This window comes from Pseudarthrobacter scleromae (assembly GCF_014644515.1).
Classification (GTDB): domain Bacteria; phylum Actinomycetota; class Actinomycetes; order Actinomycetales; family Micrococcaceae; genus Arthrobacter; species Arthrobacter scleromae.
The window spans coordinates 1-15311 of the sequence record NZ_BMKV01000003.1; the positions used below are offsets into that span (position 1 = coordinate 1).

Annotated in this window: 17 protein-coding genes, 1 tRNA gene and 1 other RNA gene; 13 read left to right on the forward strand and 6 right to left on the reverse strand. The window is 64.9% G+C overall.

Features of this window, described 5'->3' with window-relative positions:
* The first annotated feature begins 493 nt into the window (after nucleotides 1-493).
* The 5 genes from IEX33_RS08070 to IEX33_RS08090 all read left to right on the forward strand — a co-directional run bounded on the left by IEX33_RS08070 (nucleotide 494) and on the right by IEX33_RS08090 (nucleotide 2954).
* A complete protein-coding gene (locus IEX33_RS08070; RefSeq protein ID WP_066276773.1) occupies nucleotides 494-913 on the forward strand; it encodes a DUF3052 domain-containing protein in 420 nt (139 codons plus the stop codon).
* Entirely contained in the window at nucleotides 910-1404 is a 495-nt protein-coding gene (locus tag IEX33_RS08075) for a peroxiredoxin (protein ID WP_188729256.1), read from the forward strand. Before IEX33_RS08070 ends, IEX33_RS08075 begins: the two co-directional genes overlap by 4 nt.
* Before the next feature lie 6 nt (nucleotides 1405-1410).
* On the forward strand, nucleotides 1411-2331 hold the full coding sequence (locus IEX33_RS08080) for an NAD-dependent protein deacetylase (RefSeq protein WP_188729258.1): 921 nt from the start codon (nucleotides 1411-1413) through the stop codon (nucleotides 2329-2331).
* Nucleotides 2332-2442: 111 nt separating this feature from the next.
* A tRNA-Val gene (locus tag IEX33_RS08085) sits at nucleotides 2443-2515 on the forward strand.
* A gap of 148 nt (nucleotides 2516-2663) precedes the next feature.
* Entirely contained in the window at nucleotides 2664-2954 is a 291-nt protein-coding gene (locus tag IEX33_RS08090) for a hypothetical protein (RefSeq protein WP_188729260.1), read from the forward strand.
* A gap of 216 nt (nucleotides 2955-3170) precedes the next feature.
* Here the strand turns inward: IEX33_RS08090 and IEX33_RS08095 are convergent, their stop codons facing one another.
* The gene (locus IEX33_RS08095; protein WP_104186114.1) at nucleotides 3171-3896 is read right to left on the reverse strand and encodes a FadR/GntR family transcriptional regulator; all 726 of its coding nucleotides are present in this window, start codon (nucleotides 3894-3896) and stop codon (nucleotides 3171-3173) included.
* 200 nt (nucleotides 3897-4096) lie between these two features.
* Here IEX33_RS08095 and gndA point away from each other — a divergent pair, with 200 nt between their 5' ends.
* Nucleotides 4097-5533, forward strand: a complete 1437-nt coding sequence (gene gndA, locus IEX33_RS08100; RefSeq protein WP_188729261.1) for an NADP-dependent phosphogluconate dehydrogenase — start codon at nucleotides 4097-4099, stop codon at nucleotides 5531-5533.
* 104 nt (nucleotides 5534-5637) lie between these two features.
* Here the strand turns inward: gndA and epsC are convergent, their stop codons facing one another.
* From epsC to msrA, 3 genes are all read right to left on the reverse strand, one after another.
* Nucleotides 5638-6222 carry a serine O-acetyltransferase EpsC gene (gene epsC, locus IEX33_RS08105; protein ID WP_188729263.1) on the reverse strand — a complete coding sequence of 195 codons (585 nt, stop codon included), beginning with the start codon at nucleotides 6220-6222 and terminating at the stop codon, nucleotides 5638-5640.
* Nucleotides 6223-6261: 39 nt separating this feature from the next.
* Nucleotides 6262-7197: a cysteine synthase A gene (gene cysK / locus IEX33_RS08110; RefSeq protein ID WP_104186137.1), complete on the reverse strand. Its 936-nt coding sequence runs from the start codon at nucleotides 7195-7197 to the stop codon at nucleotides 6262-6264.
* A gap of 64 nt (nucleotides 7198-7261) precedes the next feature.
* Nucleotides 7262-7786 (reverse strand): peptide-methionine (S)-S-oxide reductase MsrA, encoded by a 525-nt coding sequence (gene msrA / locus IEX33_RS08115; protein WP_104186111.1) that lies wholly within the window; start codon nucleotides 7784-7786, stop codon nucleotides 7262-7264.
* A gap of 101 nt (nucleotides 7787-7887) precedes the next feature.
* Here msrA and IEX33_RS08120 point away from each other — a divergent pair, with 101 nt between their 5' ends.
* Nucleotides 7888-8841 (forward strand): Nif3-like dinuclear metal center hexameric protein, encoded by a 954-nt coding sequence (locus tag IEX33_RS08120; RefSeq protein ID WP_377089944.1) that lies wholly within the window; start codon nucleotides 7888-7890, stop codon nucleotides 8839-8841.
* 120 nt (nucleotides 8842-8961) lie between these two features.
* The gene (locus tag IEX33_RS08125; protein WP_188729265.1) at nucleotides 8962-9699 is read left to right on the forward strand and encodes a zinc ribbon domain-containing protein; all 738 of its coding nucleotides are present in this window, start codon (nucleotides 8962-8964) and stop codon (nucleotides 9697-9699) included.
* 3 nt (nucleotides 9700-9702) lie between these two features.
* Here IEX33_RS08125 and IEX33_RS08130 read toward each other — a convergent pair whose 3' ends face one another.
* Complete coding sequence (locus tag IEX33_RS08130; RefSeq protein WP_188729267.1) at nucleotides 9703-10467, reverse strand: YaaA family protein; 765 nt, start codon at nucleotides 10465-10467, stop codon at nucleotides 9703-9705.
* Between the two features lie 57 nt (nucleotides 10468-10524).
* Between IEX33_RS08130 and rnpB the strand changes: the two genes are divergently transcribed.
* The 5 genes from rnpB to IEX33_RS08155 all read left to right on the forward strand — a co-directional run bounded on the left by rnpB (nucleotide 10525) and on the right by IEX33_RS08155 (nucleotide 14437).
* Nucleotides 10525-10916, forward strand: an RNA gene (gene rnpB, locus IEX33_RS08135) — RNase P RNA component class A.
* Between the two features lie 45 nt (nucleotides 10917-10961).
* Nucleotides 10962-11507 carry a TspO/MBR family protein gene (locus IEX33_RS08140; protein WP_188729269.1) on the forward strand — a complete coding sequence of 182 codons (546 nt, stop codon included), beginning with the start codon at nucleotides 10962-10964 and terminating at the stop codon, nucleotides 11505-11507.
* A gap of 255 nt (nucleotides 11508-11762) precedes the next feature.
* On the forward strand, nucleotides 11763-13241 hold the full coding sequence (locus tag IEX33_RS08145; protein WP_188729271.1) for a glyceraldehyde-3-phosphate dehydrogenase: 1479 nt from the start codon (nucleotides 11763-11765) through the stop codon (nucleotides 13239-13241).
* A 75-nt stretch (nucleotides 13242-13316) separates the two neighbouring features.
* Nucleotides 13317-13526: a hypothetical protein gene (locus IEX33_RS08150; RefSeq protein WP_104186106.1), complete on the forward strand. Its 210-nt coding sequence runs from the start codon at nucleotides 13317-13319 to the stop codon at nucleotides 13524-13526.
* 113 nt (nucleotides 13527-13639) lie between these two features.
* A complete protein-coding gene (locus IEX33_RS08155) occupies nucleotides 13640-14437 on the forward strand; it encodes an HNH endonuclease family protein (protein WP_188729272.1) in 798 nt (265 codons plus the stop codon).
* Between the two features lie 112 nt (nucleotides 14438-14549).
* Here the strand turns inward: IEX33_RS08155 and IEX33_RS08160 are convergent, their stop codons facing one another.
* The gene (locus tag IEX33_RS08160; RefSeq protein WP_188729273.1) at nucleotides 14550-15248 is read right to left on the reverse strand and encodes a helix-turn-helix transcriptional regulator; all 699 of its coding nucleotides are present in this window, start codon (nucleotides 15246-15248) and stop codon (nucleotides 14550-14552) included.
* Nucleotides 15249-15311: the final 63 nt, after the last annotated feature.

A 15311-nucleotide genomic window follows, 5' to 3' on the forward strand; every position in this document is an offset into this window, starting at 1 on the left:
GATCACGATCAGGCAGCTGGTTAGTCAACCCGCTGAGGATATGGGAGGTATCTTCTCCTGCAGCCACGTCCAACCTCTCTTTGCGCGCATTGATGGCGCACTCAGGCCGGGCAGGGTGACCGCCCGGCGTACATACGCCGTGTGCGACGTATCGGTTACAACAGCCCGGTCATGTGTGCCGGGCAGGGTCCTAGCATTCCTACGTCTGCATTGGAGTTACAGGGTTGTTGCCCCGCAGGCATAGTTGTCACCTGCCACTCTAACTCTGTCCCCAACGCGATGCGTAGCCGCGGCTTGGGCGGCCCGGTTGTATTTCGCCGTCATACTGGTTGTGTGACGAAAAGCCGCTGTGCTGCGGGTTGGCGGAACCTGGTGTGACGCAGAATATGCCACATCACGGGGGCGGCAGCTTGAAGCTCAGGCACAAAGGGTGTTGGCTGGGAGTAATGGAAATCACTATGCGCACTGCGCATATAAGGCATTGGAGGTACACGTGAGCGAGGCCGACGCCGCCACTTCGGTAAATGTGGCGGAAAAATTGGGTTTCAAGAATGGGGATCTGATTCAGGAGTTCGGTTACGACGACGACGTCGATTTCGACTTGCGTGACGATATTGAGGACCTGACGGGTTCCGAGCTGCTGGACGAGGACGACCATGAAGTGGCGGACGCCGTCGTTTTCTGGTGGCGCGACGGCGACGGGGACCTGGTGGACAGCCTCATGGATTCGCTGACCACGCTGAGCGAAAACGGCGTCGTCTGGGTCCTGACACCCAAGTCCGGAAGGACTGGATACGTCTCCCCGGCGGACATCCAGGAAGCGGCGCCGACCGCCGGACTGCACGTGACGACGTCGGCAGGCGTGTCCAAGGACTGGAGCGCAACGCGGCTGGTGAGCAGGAAGAACAAGTGACGGCAGCGCTTGCCGCTGCCTCCGTTGCCGTCCCCGCCGTTGGCGCTCCGGCACCCGACTTTGAACTCGTCAACCAGTACGGCGAACCGGTCAGGTTATCCGCCTTCCGCGGCCAGAACGTGGTGCTGGTGTTTTATCCGTTTGCCTTCTCCGGCATCTGCACCGGCGAGCTCTGCGAAATCAGGGACAATCTGGCCCTGTTCGAAGACGGGAATGCCATTGTCCTGGCGGTTTCCGTTGACAGTAAGTTCACCCTGCGGGCCTACGCCCAGCAGGAGGGGTATACCTTCGACCTGCTGGCGGACTTCTGGCCCCACGGTGCTGCGGCAAGCCTCTATGGTGTCTTCGACCCCGAGAGCGGAATGGCGCTGCGGGGCACGTTCATCATCGATGCCGGGGGCGCCATCCGCTACACCGTGGTGAACCCGCGCGGACGGGCCCGGGACCTCGGCGAATACCGCAAGGCGCTGGCCGGGCTGGATAAGGCCTGACGGATTATGGCTGAGCAGCGGCATGGTGTGGGCCTCACGGGCTTTGCCAGCATGCCGCCGGTTCCTCCCGCCATGCCTTCCGCCGATGAGCTCGAGGTCCTGGTCCGCATCAGGGACCTGCTGGCAGGGGGCCGGTTCGCCCTCCTTACCGGTGCCGGCCTCAGCACCGACTCGGGTATTCCCGACTACCGTGGGCCGGGGTCGCCGCCGCGGACACCCATGACCTACCAGGAGTTCGTCAAGGCGGCCGCGAACCGCCAGCGCTACTGGGCGAGAAACCACATCGGATGGTCACACCTCCGCCACGCTGATCCCAACCAGGGCCACCGTGCCGCTGCCGAACTGGAACGCCGTGGACACCTGACGGGCCTCATTACGCAGAACGTGGACCGGCTCCACCAGGACGCCGGCAGCGTGAATGTTGTGGACCTCCATGGCCGGTATGACCAGATAGTGTGCCTGGACTGCCGCCGGACCTACTCCCGCCGCCTGCTGGCAGGAATGCTGGAGGAATTGAATCCCGGCTTCCTTGACCGGGCGAAGGAATCAGGCCTGGTGGAAATGGCTCCGGATGCCGATTCAACAGTGGAGGACCAGACCCTGATCAGCAGCTTTGTTGTTGCTGTGTGCCCCGCCTGTGGAGGAACACTGAAACCGGATTTCGTGTACTTCGGGGAGAACGTGCCCAAGGACAGGGTTGAAACGTCGTACCGGATGGTTGACGACGCCGCGGCGCTGGTGGTTGCTGGCTCCTCCCTCACGGTGATGAGCGGCCTCCGGTTTGTCAGGCACGCGGCGAAGGACGGCAAACCGGTGGTCATCATCAACCGTGGGGCCACGCGCGGGGACGACAAGGCGACCGTCAAGCTTGAAGCCGGTGTCAGCGAATCGTTGACCTGGCTCGCCGCTGAGCTTCCGCCGGTATAGCCGGGCGGCGGAATGGGCAGGGAGGGTGCGCCGATTCGCACTTTATGCCCGGCGTCGGGTAGAGTCTATGTTCGTTGGTCAGGGCGCAGCAGCGCCTGATCCGGCAACCATGGGTCTTTAGCTCAGCTGGTAGAGCGCCACGTTTACACCGTGGATGTCATCGGTTCGATCCCGGTAGGACCCACCGGCAAGCCCCGCAGTTTCCGCCTTAAGGCGGAAACTGCGGGGCTTTTTTGTTGCCTCTTTACTACTGCCCCCTTGTTACTGCAGAAGTTGCCCGCCTGGTGTTCCGGCCCGGCGTGAATGTCGGCCCCCTGCCATAGCTTGCAGGCATGGAACACGTGATTGTGAGGACAGGCGCCGACGGCAGGCCGACGGCGGTGCTCAGCGGTGGCAGGGAATGGGCCGTGGGTGCCGAACCGGTGAGGTGGTTCGAACGGGTCAACTGGTGGGAGACGCGCCGCCGGATGCCCAAGGGGCTCAGCAGGGTGGACGTCGAGGTCCTCCAGCTCCAGGTCCGGCTGGGCAGGAACACGGGGTCAGCCCTCACCACCATGCTCCTGGAAAGGGACGGGCTGGGCGGGGGCTGGCGGCTCCGGGAGGCGGTTGCAGATGCCGCCTAGGGGAGGCCCGACGGCCGGAACAGGCCTTTCAGGGCAATGGAAAACCCTCCACCGCGACTATTGGGGGATGCCGCGGTGGAGGGCCTGAATTGAATATACCGTGAACTTACGGAAACAAAAAGCCGATTCCTGCTGTGTCATGCACCAACTGCCGTGCGCCTGGAATGCCGCAGCGGTTCGATGCTCCGGCCGCGGACCGTGAACCGCGGGCCGGGGTCAGCGGTGCACGGGGATAAAAACCCGGGGCTGTTCCGTCCAGGTGTCTGACATCTGCGACATGGTCCGCCTCATGATCTTGTCGGAGGCCTCGCGGGCAGCGCCGGCGTCGCCCCGGGCAATTGCCTCCGCCACATCCACGTGCCACTGCAGTGCTGCCTCGTGCGGATGGTCGGGCATCAGCCCATGCACGGTCCGGCCCGTCAGGGTTTCGGCCACCTGGCCCATGAGGTTCGCAAACATCTCGTTCCCGGATCCGGAGAGCAGCAGCGAATGGAACTGGATGTCCAGCTCAAGGAAGCGTGGCACTTCCCCCCTGTGGCCGGCGTCGCGCATTGCATGGGCAACATCCACCAGCTCCAGCCGCAGCGGCGCGGGGGCGTTCTGCGCGGCAAGTTCGGCAGCTGCCGGTTCCACGGCCGACCTCAGCTCGGCCAGGGACCGCAGCTGGGCACCGCGCGCCTTGCTGGCGAGCCGCCAGCGGATGACCTGCGGGTCAAAGGGGTTCCAGCGGCTCGGCGGCAGGACCCGGATTCCCACCCGCTTGGTGGTTTCCACCAGCCCAAGGGATTGCAGCACACGGACGGCTTCGCGGATCACCGAACGCGAAACCTTGAGCTCATCCTCAAGTTTTTCGGCAAGCATGATGTGGCCGGCAGGAAGCTCGCCCGAGATGATGCGCGTGCCCAGGTTCTCAATGGCACGGTGGTGCAGGCTGCTGGTCATGCAGCTAAGCCTAGTGGGAACAGGTCGGCCGGGAAGCAGCCGTCCTTGACTGTCAGCGACACAAACTGTTCCATTACGTGGGCGTTACTTTCCTGTGACTTCATGAATATATATGCTTTATTCAGACCCTTGGTCTGCAACGGTCTTCCGAGCACCGGGAGCCACTGCACATCCATCGCACAGTACGAATTGGAGTTTTGATGTCTGCACACATCGGTGTCACCGGCCTCGCGGTGATGGGCGCCAACCTGGCCCGCAACCTGGCCCGCAACGGCTTCACGGTCGCCCTGCACAACCGCTCAGTCGAAAAGACGGACGCCCTGCTGGCAAAGCACGGTACGGACGGCGACTTCATCCGCACCGAAACCCTGCAGGAGCTGGTGGACTCTCTCGAGAAGCCGCGCCGGGTCCTCATCATGGTGAAGGCCGGCAAGCCGGTTGACTCCGTGATCGAACAGCTTGAGCCCCTGCTGGAACCCGGCGACATCATCATCGACGCCGGAAACTCCCACTACGAGGACACCCGCCGCCGTGAGGCCGCCCTCGCCAAGAAGGACTTGCACTTCGTGGGCGTCGGCGTTTCCGGCGGCGAGGAAGGTGCCTTGAACGGACCCTCCATCATGCCCGGCGGTTCCAAGGAGTCCTACAAAGCCCTCGGCCCGCTGCTCGAGAAGATCTCCGCAAAGGTCGACGGCGAGCCCTGCTGCGCCTGGGTGGGCACCGACGGCGCCGGCCACTTCGTCAAGATGGTCCACAACGGCATCGAATATGCCGACATGCAGGTCATCGGCGAAGCCTTCGACCTGCTCCGTTCCGGTGCCGGCATCGAGCCCGCGGAGCAGGCCAAGATCTTCAGCGACTGGAACAAGGGCGAGCTGTCCTCCTTCCTGATCGAAATCTCCGCCGAGGTCCTGGGCCACGTGGATGCCAGGACCGGCAAGCCGTTCGTGGACGTCGTGGTGGACGCAGCAGGCCAGAAGGGCACCGGCCGCTGGACCGTTATCTCGGCCCTGGAACTGGGTTCCCCGGTCTCCGGCATCGCCGAATCCGTGTTCGCCCGTGCACTGTCCTCCCAGGCCGGCCAGCGCAAGCTGGGCCAGGAACTGCTGGCAGGCCACGAGGCCGACGTCGAAATCCCGGAGACCTTCGTCGAGGACGTCCGCCAGGCGCTCTACGCCTCCAAGCTGGTTTCCTACGCCCAGGGCCTGGACATGCTCACCTCGGCAGCCAAGGAATACAACTGGGACCTGAAGCTGGACGAGATCGCCTCGCTGTGGCGGGCCGGCTGCATCATCCGCGCAGAACTGCTCAAGGACATCACCAAGGCCTACGCCGCTGAAGAGAAGCCCGCCAACCTGCTGTTCGCTCCGGCGTTCACGGAAGCGATCGCCGGCGCCCTTCCCGCCTGGCGCCGCGTGGTGGCCACGGCTGTCCAACTGGGAATCCCGGTTCCGGTTTTCTCCTCCTCACTGGCCTACTACGACGGCCTGCGCCGCAAGCGCGTCGCCGCAGCCCTCATCCAGGGCCAGCGCGACCTCTTCGGCGCCCACACCTACGGCCGCGTCGATGCGGAAGGCACGTTCCACACCCTGTGGGGCGAGGACAAGTCCGAAATCGAAGCGGTGGACACCCACTAGGTTCCGCCTCAGGGCACAAAAGGCGGGCAGTTTCCGGTGATCCGGAAACTGCCCGCCTTTTCTTCTTGCTCTTGTTTTGCTGGACAGCCCAAGGGCCGGCCCCGTCAGATGCGGTATTCGATGTCGTATTCCGCCGGGTCAACCGCCGGCTTGGTTTCGCGCTGTGCGTCACGGTGGCGCCACTTCGCGGGAACGCCGGTGACGATCGATTCGGGAGGGGCGTCCTTGACCACCACGGCGTTGGCGCCGACGGCGCTGTCCCTGCCAATGGTGATGGGCCCCAGGATCTTTGCACCGGCGCCAATGGTCACGCGGTCGCCGATGGTGGGGTGGCGCTTGATCCGTGCGAGTGACCGGCCACCCAGGGTGACCCCGTGGTAGATCATCACGTCCTCACCGATGTCCGCGGTTTCGCCGATGACCACGCCCATGCCGTGATCGATGAAGAAGCGGCGGCCGATGGTGGCCCCCGGATGGATCTCGATCCCGGTCAGGAAGCGGCCCAGCTGCGAGAGCAGCCGCGCCGGGAAACGCAGGGCCGGATTCTGCCACAGCCGGTGCGTCAGCCTGTGGATCCAGATGGCATGCAGCCCGGAATATGCGAAAAAGTTCTCGAAAGAACCTCGAGCCGCCGGGTCGTGGGACCGGGCGGCGTCGAGGTCTTCCTTTAGTCTTGCGAAAAAGCCCACAGAGTTCTTTCTACAGGAAACGGGCGAAGAGCGGCCGGGTCAGCCGCGGATGTCGTCATAGAGCACGGTGGAGATGTAACGCTCACCGAAGTCGCAGACAATGGCGACGATCAGCTTGCCCGCGTTTTCGGGGCGCTTCGCCAGCTCCAGTGCACCCCAGACGATCGCTCCGGAGGAGATACCGCCGAGGATGCCTTCTTTGACGCCGAGCTCGCGGGCCACGCGGACGGAGTCCTCGAGGGTGGCGTCCAGGACCTCGTCATAGATGTTGGTGTCCAGGATTTCGGGCACGAAGTTGGCCCCGATGCCCTGGATCTTATGCGGGCCGGGGGCGCCGCCATTGAGGATTGCGGAGTCCTTGGGTTCGATCGCCACGATCTGGACGCCGGGCTTGCGCTCCTTCAGGACCTGGCCAACGCCGGTGACGGTTCCGCCGGTGCCCACGCCGGCAACGAAGATGTCCACGGCGCCGTCGGTGTCAGCCCAGATTTCCTCCGCCGTGGTGTTGCGGTGGATTTCAGGGTTGGCTTCGTTGGCGAACTGCTGGGCCCAGATGGAGTTTTCCGTGTTGGCCACAATTTCCTGGGCCTTCTCCACGGCGCCGCGCATTCCCTCTGAGCCGGGGGTCAGGACGATCTCGGCGCCGAAGGCGCGCAGCATGACGCGGCGCTCGGTGGACATGGTCTCCGGCATGGTCAGGATGACCTTGTAGCCGCGGGCCGCGCCCACCATGGCCAGGGCGATGCCGGTGTTTCCGGAGGTGCCTTCAACGATGGTCCCGCCCGGCTTCAGTGCACCGGACTTCTCCGCGGCGTCGACGATTGCCACACCGATACGGTCCTTGACGCTGTTGGCCGGGTTGTAGAACTCAAGCTTGACGGCGACGGTGGCATCCAGCCCCTCGCTGAGCCGGTTGAGCTTGACCAGCGGGGTGCCGCCGACCAGCTGGGTCACATCGTCATAGATCCGTGCCATGTACATACGCCTATCTCTGAGGGGTGAATACTGAGGTCAGCCTAACGAGGCCGCGTAACCGTGGCTAAGCGTTAAGCCATGCAGAGTAATATTTCCGGGCCTTCGCGAGCTTGGGGTTGATGATCACCTGGCAGTACCCCTGCTCGGGATGTTTGGCGTAGTAGTCCTGGTGGAAGTCCTCCGCCACGTGGAAGCGCGGCAGCCGGCTGACCTCCGTGACGATTGGATGGGCCCACAGCGACTGGTTGCGGTCTATCGCTTCCTCGAAAAGAATCTTCTCCTCGGTGGTCTCATAGAACATCGAGGAACGGTACTGGGTTCCCACGTCATAGCCCTGGCGGTTCAGCGTTGTGGGATCGTGCAGGGCGAAAAACATGTCAAGGACCACCTCTTCCGGGATGATCTCCTCGTCGAACGTCACAGCCACCACCTCGGCGTGCCCGGTGGTGCCGTTGCACACGGAGTAATAGTCGGGGTTGGGATCGTGGCCGCCCGTGTAGCCGGACACCACAGCGCTGACACCCTTGGTCTTCTGGTAGACAGCGTCGAGGCACCAGAAGCAGCCTCCGCCTAAAACAAAAGTTTTCATGACCTCTTCAATGGTTGGGGGCGCCGGATGATTCCCTGGGCGCCGCGGGCGCCGCCCGTCGCCGTGCGGCGCGGAGGACGCGATGGGGTAAAACTAAGACTATGGAACCTGTGGACACCGACGTTACCGGCCCCGAAAATCACGACGGCGGGCCTCGCGGCGGCGAGGCCCCTTCCGGGAAAGACGCGTCCGGCAATGACGCGGCGGCGGGGCAGACGCAGGTCCCCACTTTGGGCGAGATGCTCCTGGCCGTCGAGGAACTGTGGCCCGAGTCCCTGGCGGAGAACTGGGACGAGGTGGGGCTGGTGGCGGGACACCCCTCGGCTCCAGTCACGAGGGTCATGTTTGCCGTGGACCCCACCCTGGAAGTCATTGAAGAAGCAGTGGAGTGGGGTGCCGAGCTCCTGATCACCCACCATCCGCTGCTGCTGAGGGGTGTCACCTCGGTCGCGGCCACCACGCCCAAGGGCCGGGCCGTCCACCGGTTGATCGAGTCCGGCACAGCCCTGCTGACCGTCCACACCAACGGCGATTCCGCCGTCGGGGGCGTTTCCGATGTCCTGGCCGACGCCCTGGGCCTGCAGGACGCGGCCCCGCTCACCGTGGCGGCAAACGGACTGCCGGAAGAGGGAATCGGGCGGGTAGGGGACCTGCCGGAGGCCATGAGCCTGGGAGACTTTGCTGCCCGGGTGTTTGGCATCCTGCCCTCCGTGGCAGGGGGAGTGCGGGTGTCCGGCGACAAGGACGGCCTGGTACGGCGCATTGCCGTCTGCGGCGGCGCGGGTGACTCGCTCTTCAACGAGGTCAGGGCCAGCAACGCCGACGTCTACGTCACGGCGGACCTCCGCCACCATCCGGCGTCGGAGGCAAGGGAAGCTGCCCACAACGGCCGGCCCTACCTGATTGACGTTTCCCACTTCGCCAGTGAGTGGCTGTGGCTGCCGGCCGCGGCAGCCGCGCTGGGCAATGTCCTCGCCGACCAGGGCCATGACGTCGAAATCCAGGTCAGCACCACCAACAGCGATCCCTGGGACTTCATCCTCACCCCGGGTTAAGCCCGGAGCCGGTGGAGACACAGCGGGGCAGGGGAGCTGGGGAGCAGGGCAGGCGCTAGAGTCTAGGAAGCGCCGTCCAGGCGCCCGGCACCGGCCGGAAGGAATCAAGCGGAGGTAACAGTGGCGAAGGCAGCACCGGCGGAACAGTTGAAGTTGCTTGGACTGCAGGGGCTGGATGCCAAGCTGAAGTCGCTTGCCAACCGCCGCCGCGCGCTGGAAACCGATCCGCGCATCAAGGACCTCGAAGCCGCCCTTTCCGTCGCCAACGGTGAGCTGGGCGCCGCGAAAGTGGCTGTCCACGACGCCGAAGCCGAACTCAGGCGCGCCGAGGCGGACGTGGAACAGGTAGCCTCCCGTATCCAGCGGGACGAGGCACGGCTGAACAGCGGCACCGGCCTGTCCAAGGACCTGGTGGCCCTCCAGAAGGACATCGCCTCGCTCAATAAGCGGCGCTCGGACCTGGAGGACATTGAACTCGAGGTGATGGAGCGCCTTGATTCCCTGCGGGCCACCCAGGCCCGGCAACAGGGGATTGTGGATGACATCCAGGGGTCGTTCGGCACCATCCGCGCCGAGCTGGACGCGGAACTGGCCGCCGTGGAAGCGGAAGCGGGCGGCCTCCGCGCACAGCGCTCCGAATTCGCTGCGGGCCTGGATGCCGGCCTGCTGGCCGTCTACGAAAAGACGCTGGCCAGGCGCGGAGTGGGCGCCGCCAGGCTGTTCCATGGCACCTCCGAGGCGTCCGGCATGAAGCTGAGCCCCGGCGACCTTGCCGAGGTCAAGGCCGCAGCTGCCGACGACATCGTCTTCTGCCCGGACTCCGGCGCCATCCTGGTCCGCTCGGAGGAGTGGGCCTGACACTCAGCCCGGCAGGATGATGTTCAGGGCCTGCGGCTTCCGGGCTGAACCTTCAACCAGTTCCGCGGCCCACACTTCCCGCGTTGCCTTCAAGAGTTCCGACGGCGCTGCCGGGGCCTTCCCTCTCCGCACCAGCAGGTGCCGGGCCAGTTCGCCGCGGGTGTGCTTGGCGAAGTGGCTCACCACCTTGCGGACCCCGTTCACCTCGGTGAAAACGTTGACGGACACGGTCTGGGCAGCGGGCGGCGCCCACGCCGCCGCATAGGTGCTTGAGCGGCAGTCCACCAGCAATTGCCCCTCCACCGCTCCGGCAAGGGCATCGGTGAGCTGCGGCTTCCAGAACGAGGCGAGGCGGCCGACGTCGGGCAGTGCAGTACCCATGGACAGCCGGTAGGCAGGCACGCTGTCACCAAAACGGATAACGCCCCAGAGCGCGGAAACCACCAGGACGGACGCGTCCGCCTTGCGGCGCTGCGCAGCCGTGAGGGTTTTGTAGCCCAGGGCGTCATAAAGCACCCCCGAATAGATCCGGTGGGCGGGCGCCGCCGGTTCGGCATGAAGCCGCGTGTTGCGGTCGACGTCGTCCTGGAGCGATGCGCCCACACCCAGCAGCGCGAGGGCGTCCTCGTGCGCGCTCACCGTTCCCAGCGCATCCAGCACTTTGGCGCGGCAGGCGTTCAATTCGGGGAAGCTCAGGGAAGTCCAGTCGACGGCGGATCCGCGGACGGCGGGTGTCTTGCCTTCGGAAGGGGGAAGCAGAATCAGCACCGTCCGATCCTACCGGCGGCGGGAAAGGGCAAGCCCACCGGTAGACTGGGATTTGGATGGGTTGACCAGGCGGCCGCGCGTCACGCAAGTGGCTCGAGGAACGTCCGGGCTCCGCAGGGCAGGGTGGTGGGTAACGCCCACTCGGGGTAACCCGCAGGCCAGTGCCACAGAGAACAGACCGCCTGGGTCGCGCCGGTTTGAAAGCGGCACGAACCAGGTAAGGGTGAAACGGTGGTGTAAGAGACCACCAGCTTCCCGGGTGACCGGGAAGGCTAGGTAAACCCCACCCGGAGCAAGGCCAGACAGGACACGTTTGAGGGCTGCCCGCCCGAGTGTCCGGGTAGGCCGCTGGAGGGCGCCGGCAACGGCGTTCGTAGATGGATGGCCGCTACTCCCGTGCCGGCAACGGAACGGGAGCACAGAACCCGGCGTATCGGTTAACCCATCCATCCACACTGGTTTGACCTTGGACGATGTGTTGGGGATCCTGAACCGTGCCCGCTAATCATGACCCGCAAGACAGCCCCGGCGCTGCTCTTCCGCAGCAAGTCCCCGGACGCAGCCAACAGGCTGTTGCCCTGGCCGGCTTCTTTTCGCTCTCCCTGGCCGCATGGGCCGCGGCGTCGGTCCCCATCATCCTGCATTCCAGCGGCTGGTTCGCGGTGTCGGCCAAGGCCCCCTGGATGCCGCCCGGCTGGATGTTCAGGAGCATGTGGATGCTGCTGTACGCCGCGGTTGCGGTGGCCGCCTGGCTGGTCTGGCGCAAGGGAGCCCTTACCGGAGGCACGCTGGCGGGCTACCTCACCCAGTTGGTGCTCAACGCCGCATGGCCGCTGGCCTTTTTCGGACTCTTTCCCGTGTTTGGCGGTGCGTCCCTCTGGGCGGCTTTCCTGGTGATCGCGGCCCTTGGCGCCTCGGTTGCCTTCCTCATCCTGCGCTTCGGTCCGGTAAGCCCCGCAGCAGGCCTGTTGATGCTTCCCTACCTGTCCTGGGTGGTTTTCTCCTCCAGCCTCAATCTCTATTCGGCCATCCACAACTGATCGTCTGGCGCAACGGCCTTCCTTGTGAGTGATTTCACTCCATCCGGGCCGAATTACGGACGCCAGCCAATTTAGAATGGATGCGGACGCAGGAGTTCTTCCGCCGGAGTTGCGTTCGCAGCCGGCGGTTTTTCTTTGCGTGTGATCCAGGCGCCCGGGGGCCGACCCCCGCGGGCGCAGGCGCCCCTGCACGACATGTGGTGGCCGACAACCGTGTACGAGGACGTACACGGCTGAACCGAGGAAGGTATTTCTGTGAGCCAGACGTCAGATTCTTGTCTTGATACGTGGATGGGCCGCGAGGCCCTCGCCGAGGCCATGATCCCGGTGATCGGCCGGCTGTACCGCGAAAACAACGTGGTCACCAGCATCCACGGCCGGAGTTTGATCAACAAGTCCACCATGAACATCCTCAAGGCGCACCGCTTTGCGCGCCGCATGAGCAAGGACGAACTGCTGCTGGAGGAGACCGCTCCGCTCCTGAACACCCTGGCCAACCTGGAGCTCGGCGCGGCCGCGATCGACATTGCACGGCTGAACCAGAAGTTCAAGGAAGAGGGCAACGGCGCCACCCTTGAAGAATTCCTCCGCGCGGAACTGGCCGACGTCGTCGGCAAACGCGGCGGCGATGACCGCACCAGCACCGATGTGGTGCTTTACGGCTTCGGCCGGATCGGCCGGCTCCTGGCCCGCCTCCTGATCGAAAAGGCCGGCGGCGGACACGGCCTCCGGCTTCGCGCCATCGTTGTGCGCAAGGGCTCGGACAACGATCTCTCCAAGCGGGCCAGCCTGCTGCGCCGCGACTCCGTGCACGGTTCCTTTGAAGGCACCATCCGGATTGACGAGGAAGCCAACACCATCACGGCAAACGGCGTCCAGGTGCAGGTCATCTACTCGGACAACCCGGCCACCATCGACTACACCGCCTACGGCATCAGCAACGCCCTGGTGGTGGACAACACCGGACGCTGGCGTGACGCGGAAGGCCTCTCCCAGCACCTGCAGAGCAAGGGCGTTGCGCGGGTGCTCCTGACTGCCCCCGGCAAGGGCGACCTGAAGAACATCGTGCACGGCATCAACCAGGGCACCATCGAGGATACGGACAAGATTGTGTCCGCAGCGTCCTGCACCACCAACGCCATCACGCCGGTGCTCAAGGCCATCAACGACAAATTCGGCGTGGTCCACGGGCACGTGGAGACCGTCCACTCCTTCACCAATGACCAGAACCTGATCGACAACTTCCACAAGGGCGACCGCCGCGGCCGGTCGGCGGCACTGAACATGGTGATCACGGAGACCGGCGCCGCCAAGGCCGTGGCCAAGGCCCTCCCCGAACTGCTTGGCAAGCTGACCGGCAGCTCCATCCGCGTCCCCACCCCGGACGTGTCCCTGGCCATCCTGAACCTGAGCCTGGAGAACGGGACCACCAAGGACGAGGTCAACAACTACTTGCGGGAGATGTCCCTGCACTCGGACCTGCGCAAGCAGATCGACTACATCGACTCACCCGAAGTGGTGTCCACCGACTTCGTCGGGTCCCGCCGCGCGGGCATCGTTGACGGCCTGGCCACGATCTCCAACGAGAAGAACCTGGTGCTCTACGTCTGGTACGACAACGAGTTCGGTTACAGCTGCCAGGTGGTCCGCGTCATGGAGGAGATGGCCGGCGTGAACCCGCCGTCGTTCCCGGCAAAGGAAACTGCAGCCGCCCTCGCAGCCATCGCCGTTTAGGCTTCCGGCCAGGGTCTCCCGATTTCCCGGCTGATGATGCTGGAATCAGCCGGGAAACGGGATCACACTGGTGGAATGGAAAATGATTCGACGCTCCAGCACGAAACAACCCTTGAGCACGCCCTCGACATCGCCAAAGCCAACCACAAGGAGGCTGTCCGGCTCCTTGAGGGCGCCCGCGCCGCCCACAAAACGGGCGACGTCGGAGAGGACCGGGTGCGCCAGCTCGAAGGGCTGCTGGCTATCGCCGAGGAAGACCTCCGAAGAGTGATGCGGGAGCAGTAACCCCGCCGGTGTAACCTTCCACTCTCCCTCCACACTGTGGATATCAGCGGGGGTGCCGGACGGGTGTCCTAGGCTCGTCTGGTGAATGAGAGTACCGCAAGGCCAGGAACCCCATGACCGTGAGCTGGTCCTCCTATCGGCGGGCGAGACGGCGTTCACGCCAGGCGTGGGGAATCCTGGCGGCAGCTGCAATAGCGGCCATGGTGGCCCTGTCCTGGTTCTTCACCGCCGGACAGTTTGCCGCAGCGGAGCCTGCGGTTTCCGGCCCCACTGAAGCTCCTGTCTTTGATCCCGCGTGGATGAAAGCTGTTAAGCCTGTGCACCCGGTGCCCGCAGGTTCTGCCCTCGCCGCACTGGACGGGCTGGCCGTCAAGGGACGCGCCGCCGCGTCGGACTACAGCCGGGACGCCTTTGGCCAGGCCTGGCAGGACGTGGACCGGAACGGCTGCGATACCCGCAACGACATCCTGCGCCGCGACCTCACCGACGTAGTGCTGACGGACGGCTCCGGATGCCGGGTGGCAGCCGGTACGTTCCATGAGCCCTACACCGGGCAGTTCGTGGACTTCCGCCGCGGCTCAGACAGCAGCCGGGCGGTCCAGATAGACCATGTGGTTGCCCTCGGCGACGCCTGGCAGAAGGGCGCACAGTCGCTGACGGCGGGGGAGCGCCAGAACCTCGCCAACGATCCACTGAACCTCATTGCCGCAGACGGTCCTGCCAACCAGAAGAAGGGCGCCGGTGACGCCGCCACCTGGCTTCCCAAAAACACGTCGATCCGCTGCCACTATGTGGCCCGCCAGGTTTCAGTGAAGGCCGCCTACGGACTGTGGGTCACAGAAGCGGAGAAGGACGCCATGAAGCGCGTCCTGGGTTCCTGCCCCGGCCAGCAGACGGTTGTGGCCCGCTGAGCCGGAACCCGGCTGCACCGCGTCCGACCTCACCCGTTGCTGCCGCCGGGCACAGGCAATCAGGCGGCGCGCGCCGTCGGGCCTGGTTGTACTGACGAGGTGCTTGAGCTACTCATTCGCCCCGACCGTGCACCGGCCTGGCGTTTGCTGGGGGTTCTCCGACCTCGTGGATGGCGTGGCCGCCGCAAGCCGTCCTGGTGACGCTGGCCCGCTCGATGCCCGAGACGGTGAACCATCGCATGGCGTTGCGCAATCGGCACCACCCAACCAGGTACCACTGGCCGTTGGTGGAGGCGAACAGCACCGGCTCAACGTCGCGGGTGGTCGTGGTCCCGTCTCTCGATGTGTAGCGAATGCGGATCACACGCTGCTCGGCCATCGCCTCATCCAGTGCCGACTTAATTGCGCGCGAAGAGGAGGGAAGCGCGTTGACCCAGACGCGGTGGGCCAGCTCGTCGGCCCGTGCCCGGGTTTTGGGATCGAGGACGTCCAGGATCTTCTGGACGCCTGCTGCTGCCAGATCGGCGTAGGGGGCATCGGGTGCAGCGGCCACGGCTGCCATGAGCGCAACGGCCTGCGCAGGGGACAGGCTGACAGGCGGCAGGGACCCGCCTGTAGCCAATCCGTAGCCTCCGCCCGGACCAGGGCGGGACCATACAGGCGCACCGCTGTTCTCTAACGCATCGAGGTCTCTCTTGATTGTGCGCACGGATACCTCAAACTCTCCCGCTAACCGGTCGGCGGACACCCCCCTCCTGCCGCTGCGCCGCAACATCTCGGATAGGGCATGGAGCCGTTCAACCCGCTTCACAGTTCAAGCTCCGGCAAATTCATGACATAAATAGTGACATACCCTTGTCCGAAGTGCCTGCGA

Excerpts from the sequence above, each read along its gene's own strand:
- msrA (WP_104186111.1), bottom strand. The coding sequence starts at position 7,786 with ATGAAAACTTTTGTTTTAGGCGGAGGCTGCTTCTGGTGCCTCGACGCT.
- gndA (WP_188729261.1), top strand. The coding sequence starts at position 4,097 with ATGTCTGCACACATCGGTGTCACCGGCCTCGCGGTGATGGGCGCCAAC.
- IEX33_RS08150 (WP_104186106.1), top strand. The coding sequence starts at position 13,317 with ATGGAAAATGATTCGACGCTCCAGCACGAAACAACCCTTGAGCACGCC.
- IEX33_RS08080 (WP_188729258.1), top strand. The coding sequence starts at position 1,411 with ATGGCTGAGCAGCGGCATGGTGTGGGCCTCACGGGCTTTGCCAGCATG.
- IEX33_RS08095 (WP_104186114.1), bottom strand. The coding sequence starts at position 3,896 with ATGACCAGCAGCCTGCACCACCGTGCCATTGAGAACCTGGGCACGCGC.
- IEX33_RS08090 (WP_188729260.1), top strand. The coding sequence starts at position 2,664 with ATGGAACACGTGATTGTGAGGACAGGCGCCGACGGCAGGCCGACGGCG.
- cysK (WP_104186137.1), bottom strand. The coding sequence starts at position 7,197 with ATGGCACGGATCTATGACGATGTGACCCAGCTGGTCGGCGGCACCCCG.
- IEX33_RS08120 (WP_377089944.1), top strand. The coding sequence starts at position 7,888 with ATGGAACCTGTGGACACCGACGTTACCGGCCCCGAAAATCACGACGGC.
- IEX33_RS08155 (WP_188729272.1), top strand. The coding sequence starts at position 13,640 with ATGACCGTGAGCTGGTCCTCCTATCGGCGGGCGAGACGGCGTTCACGC.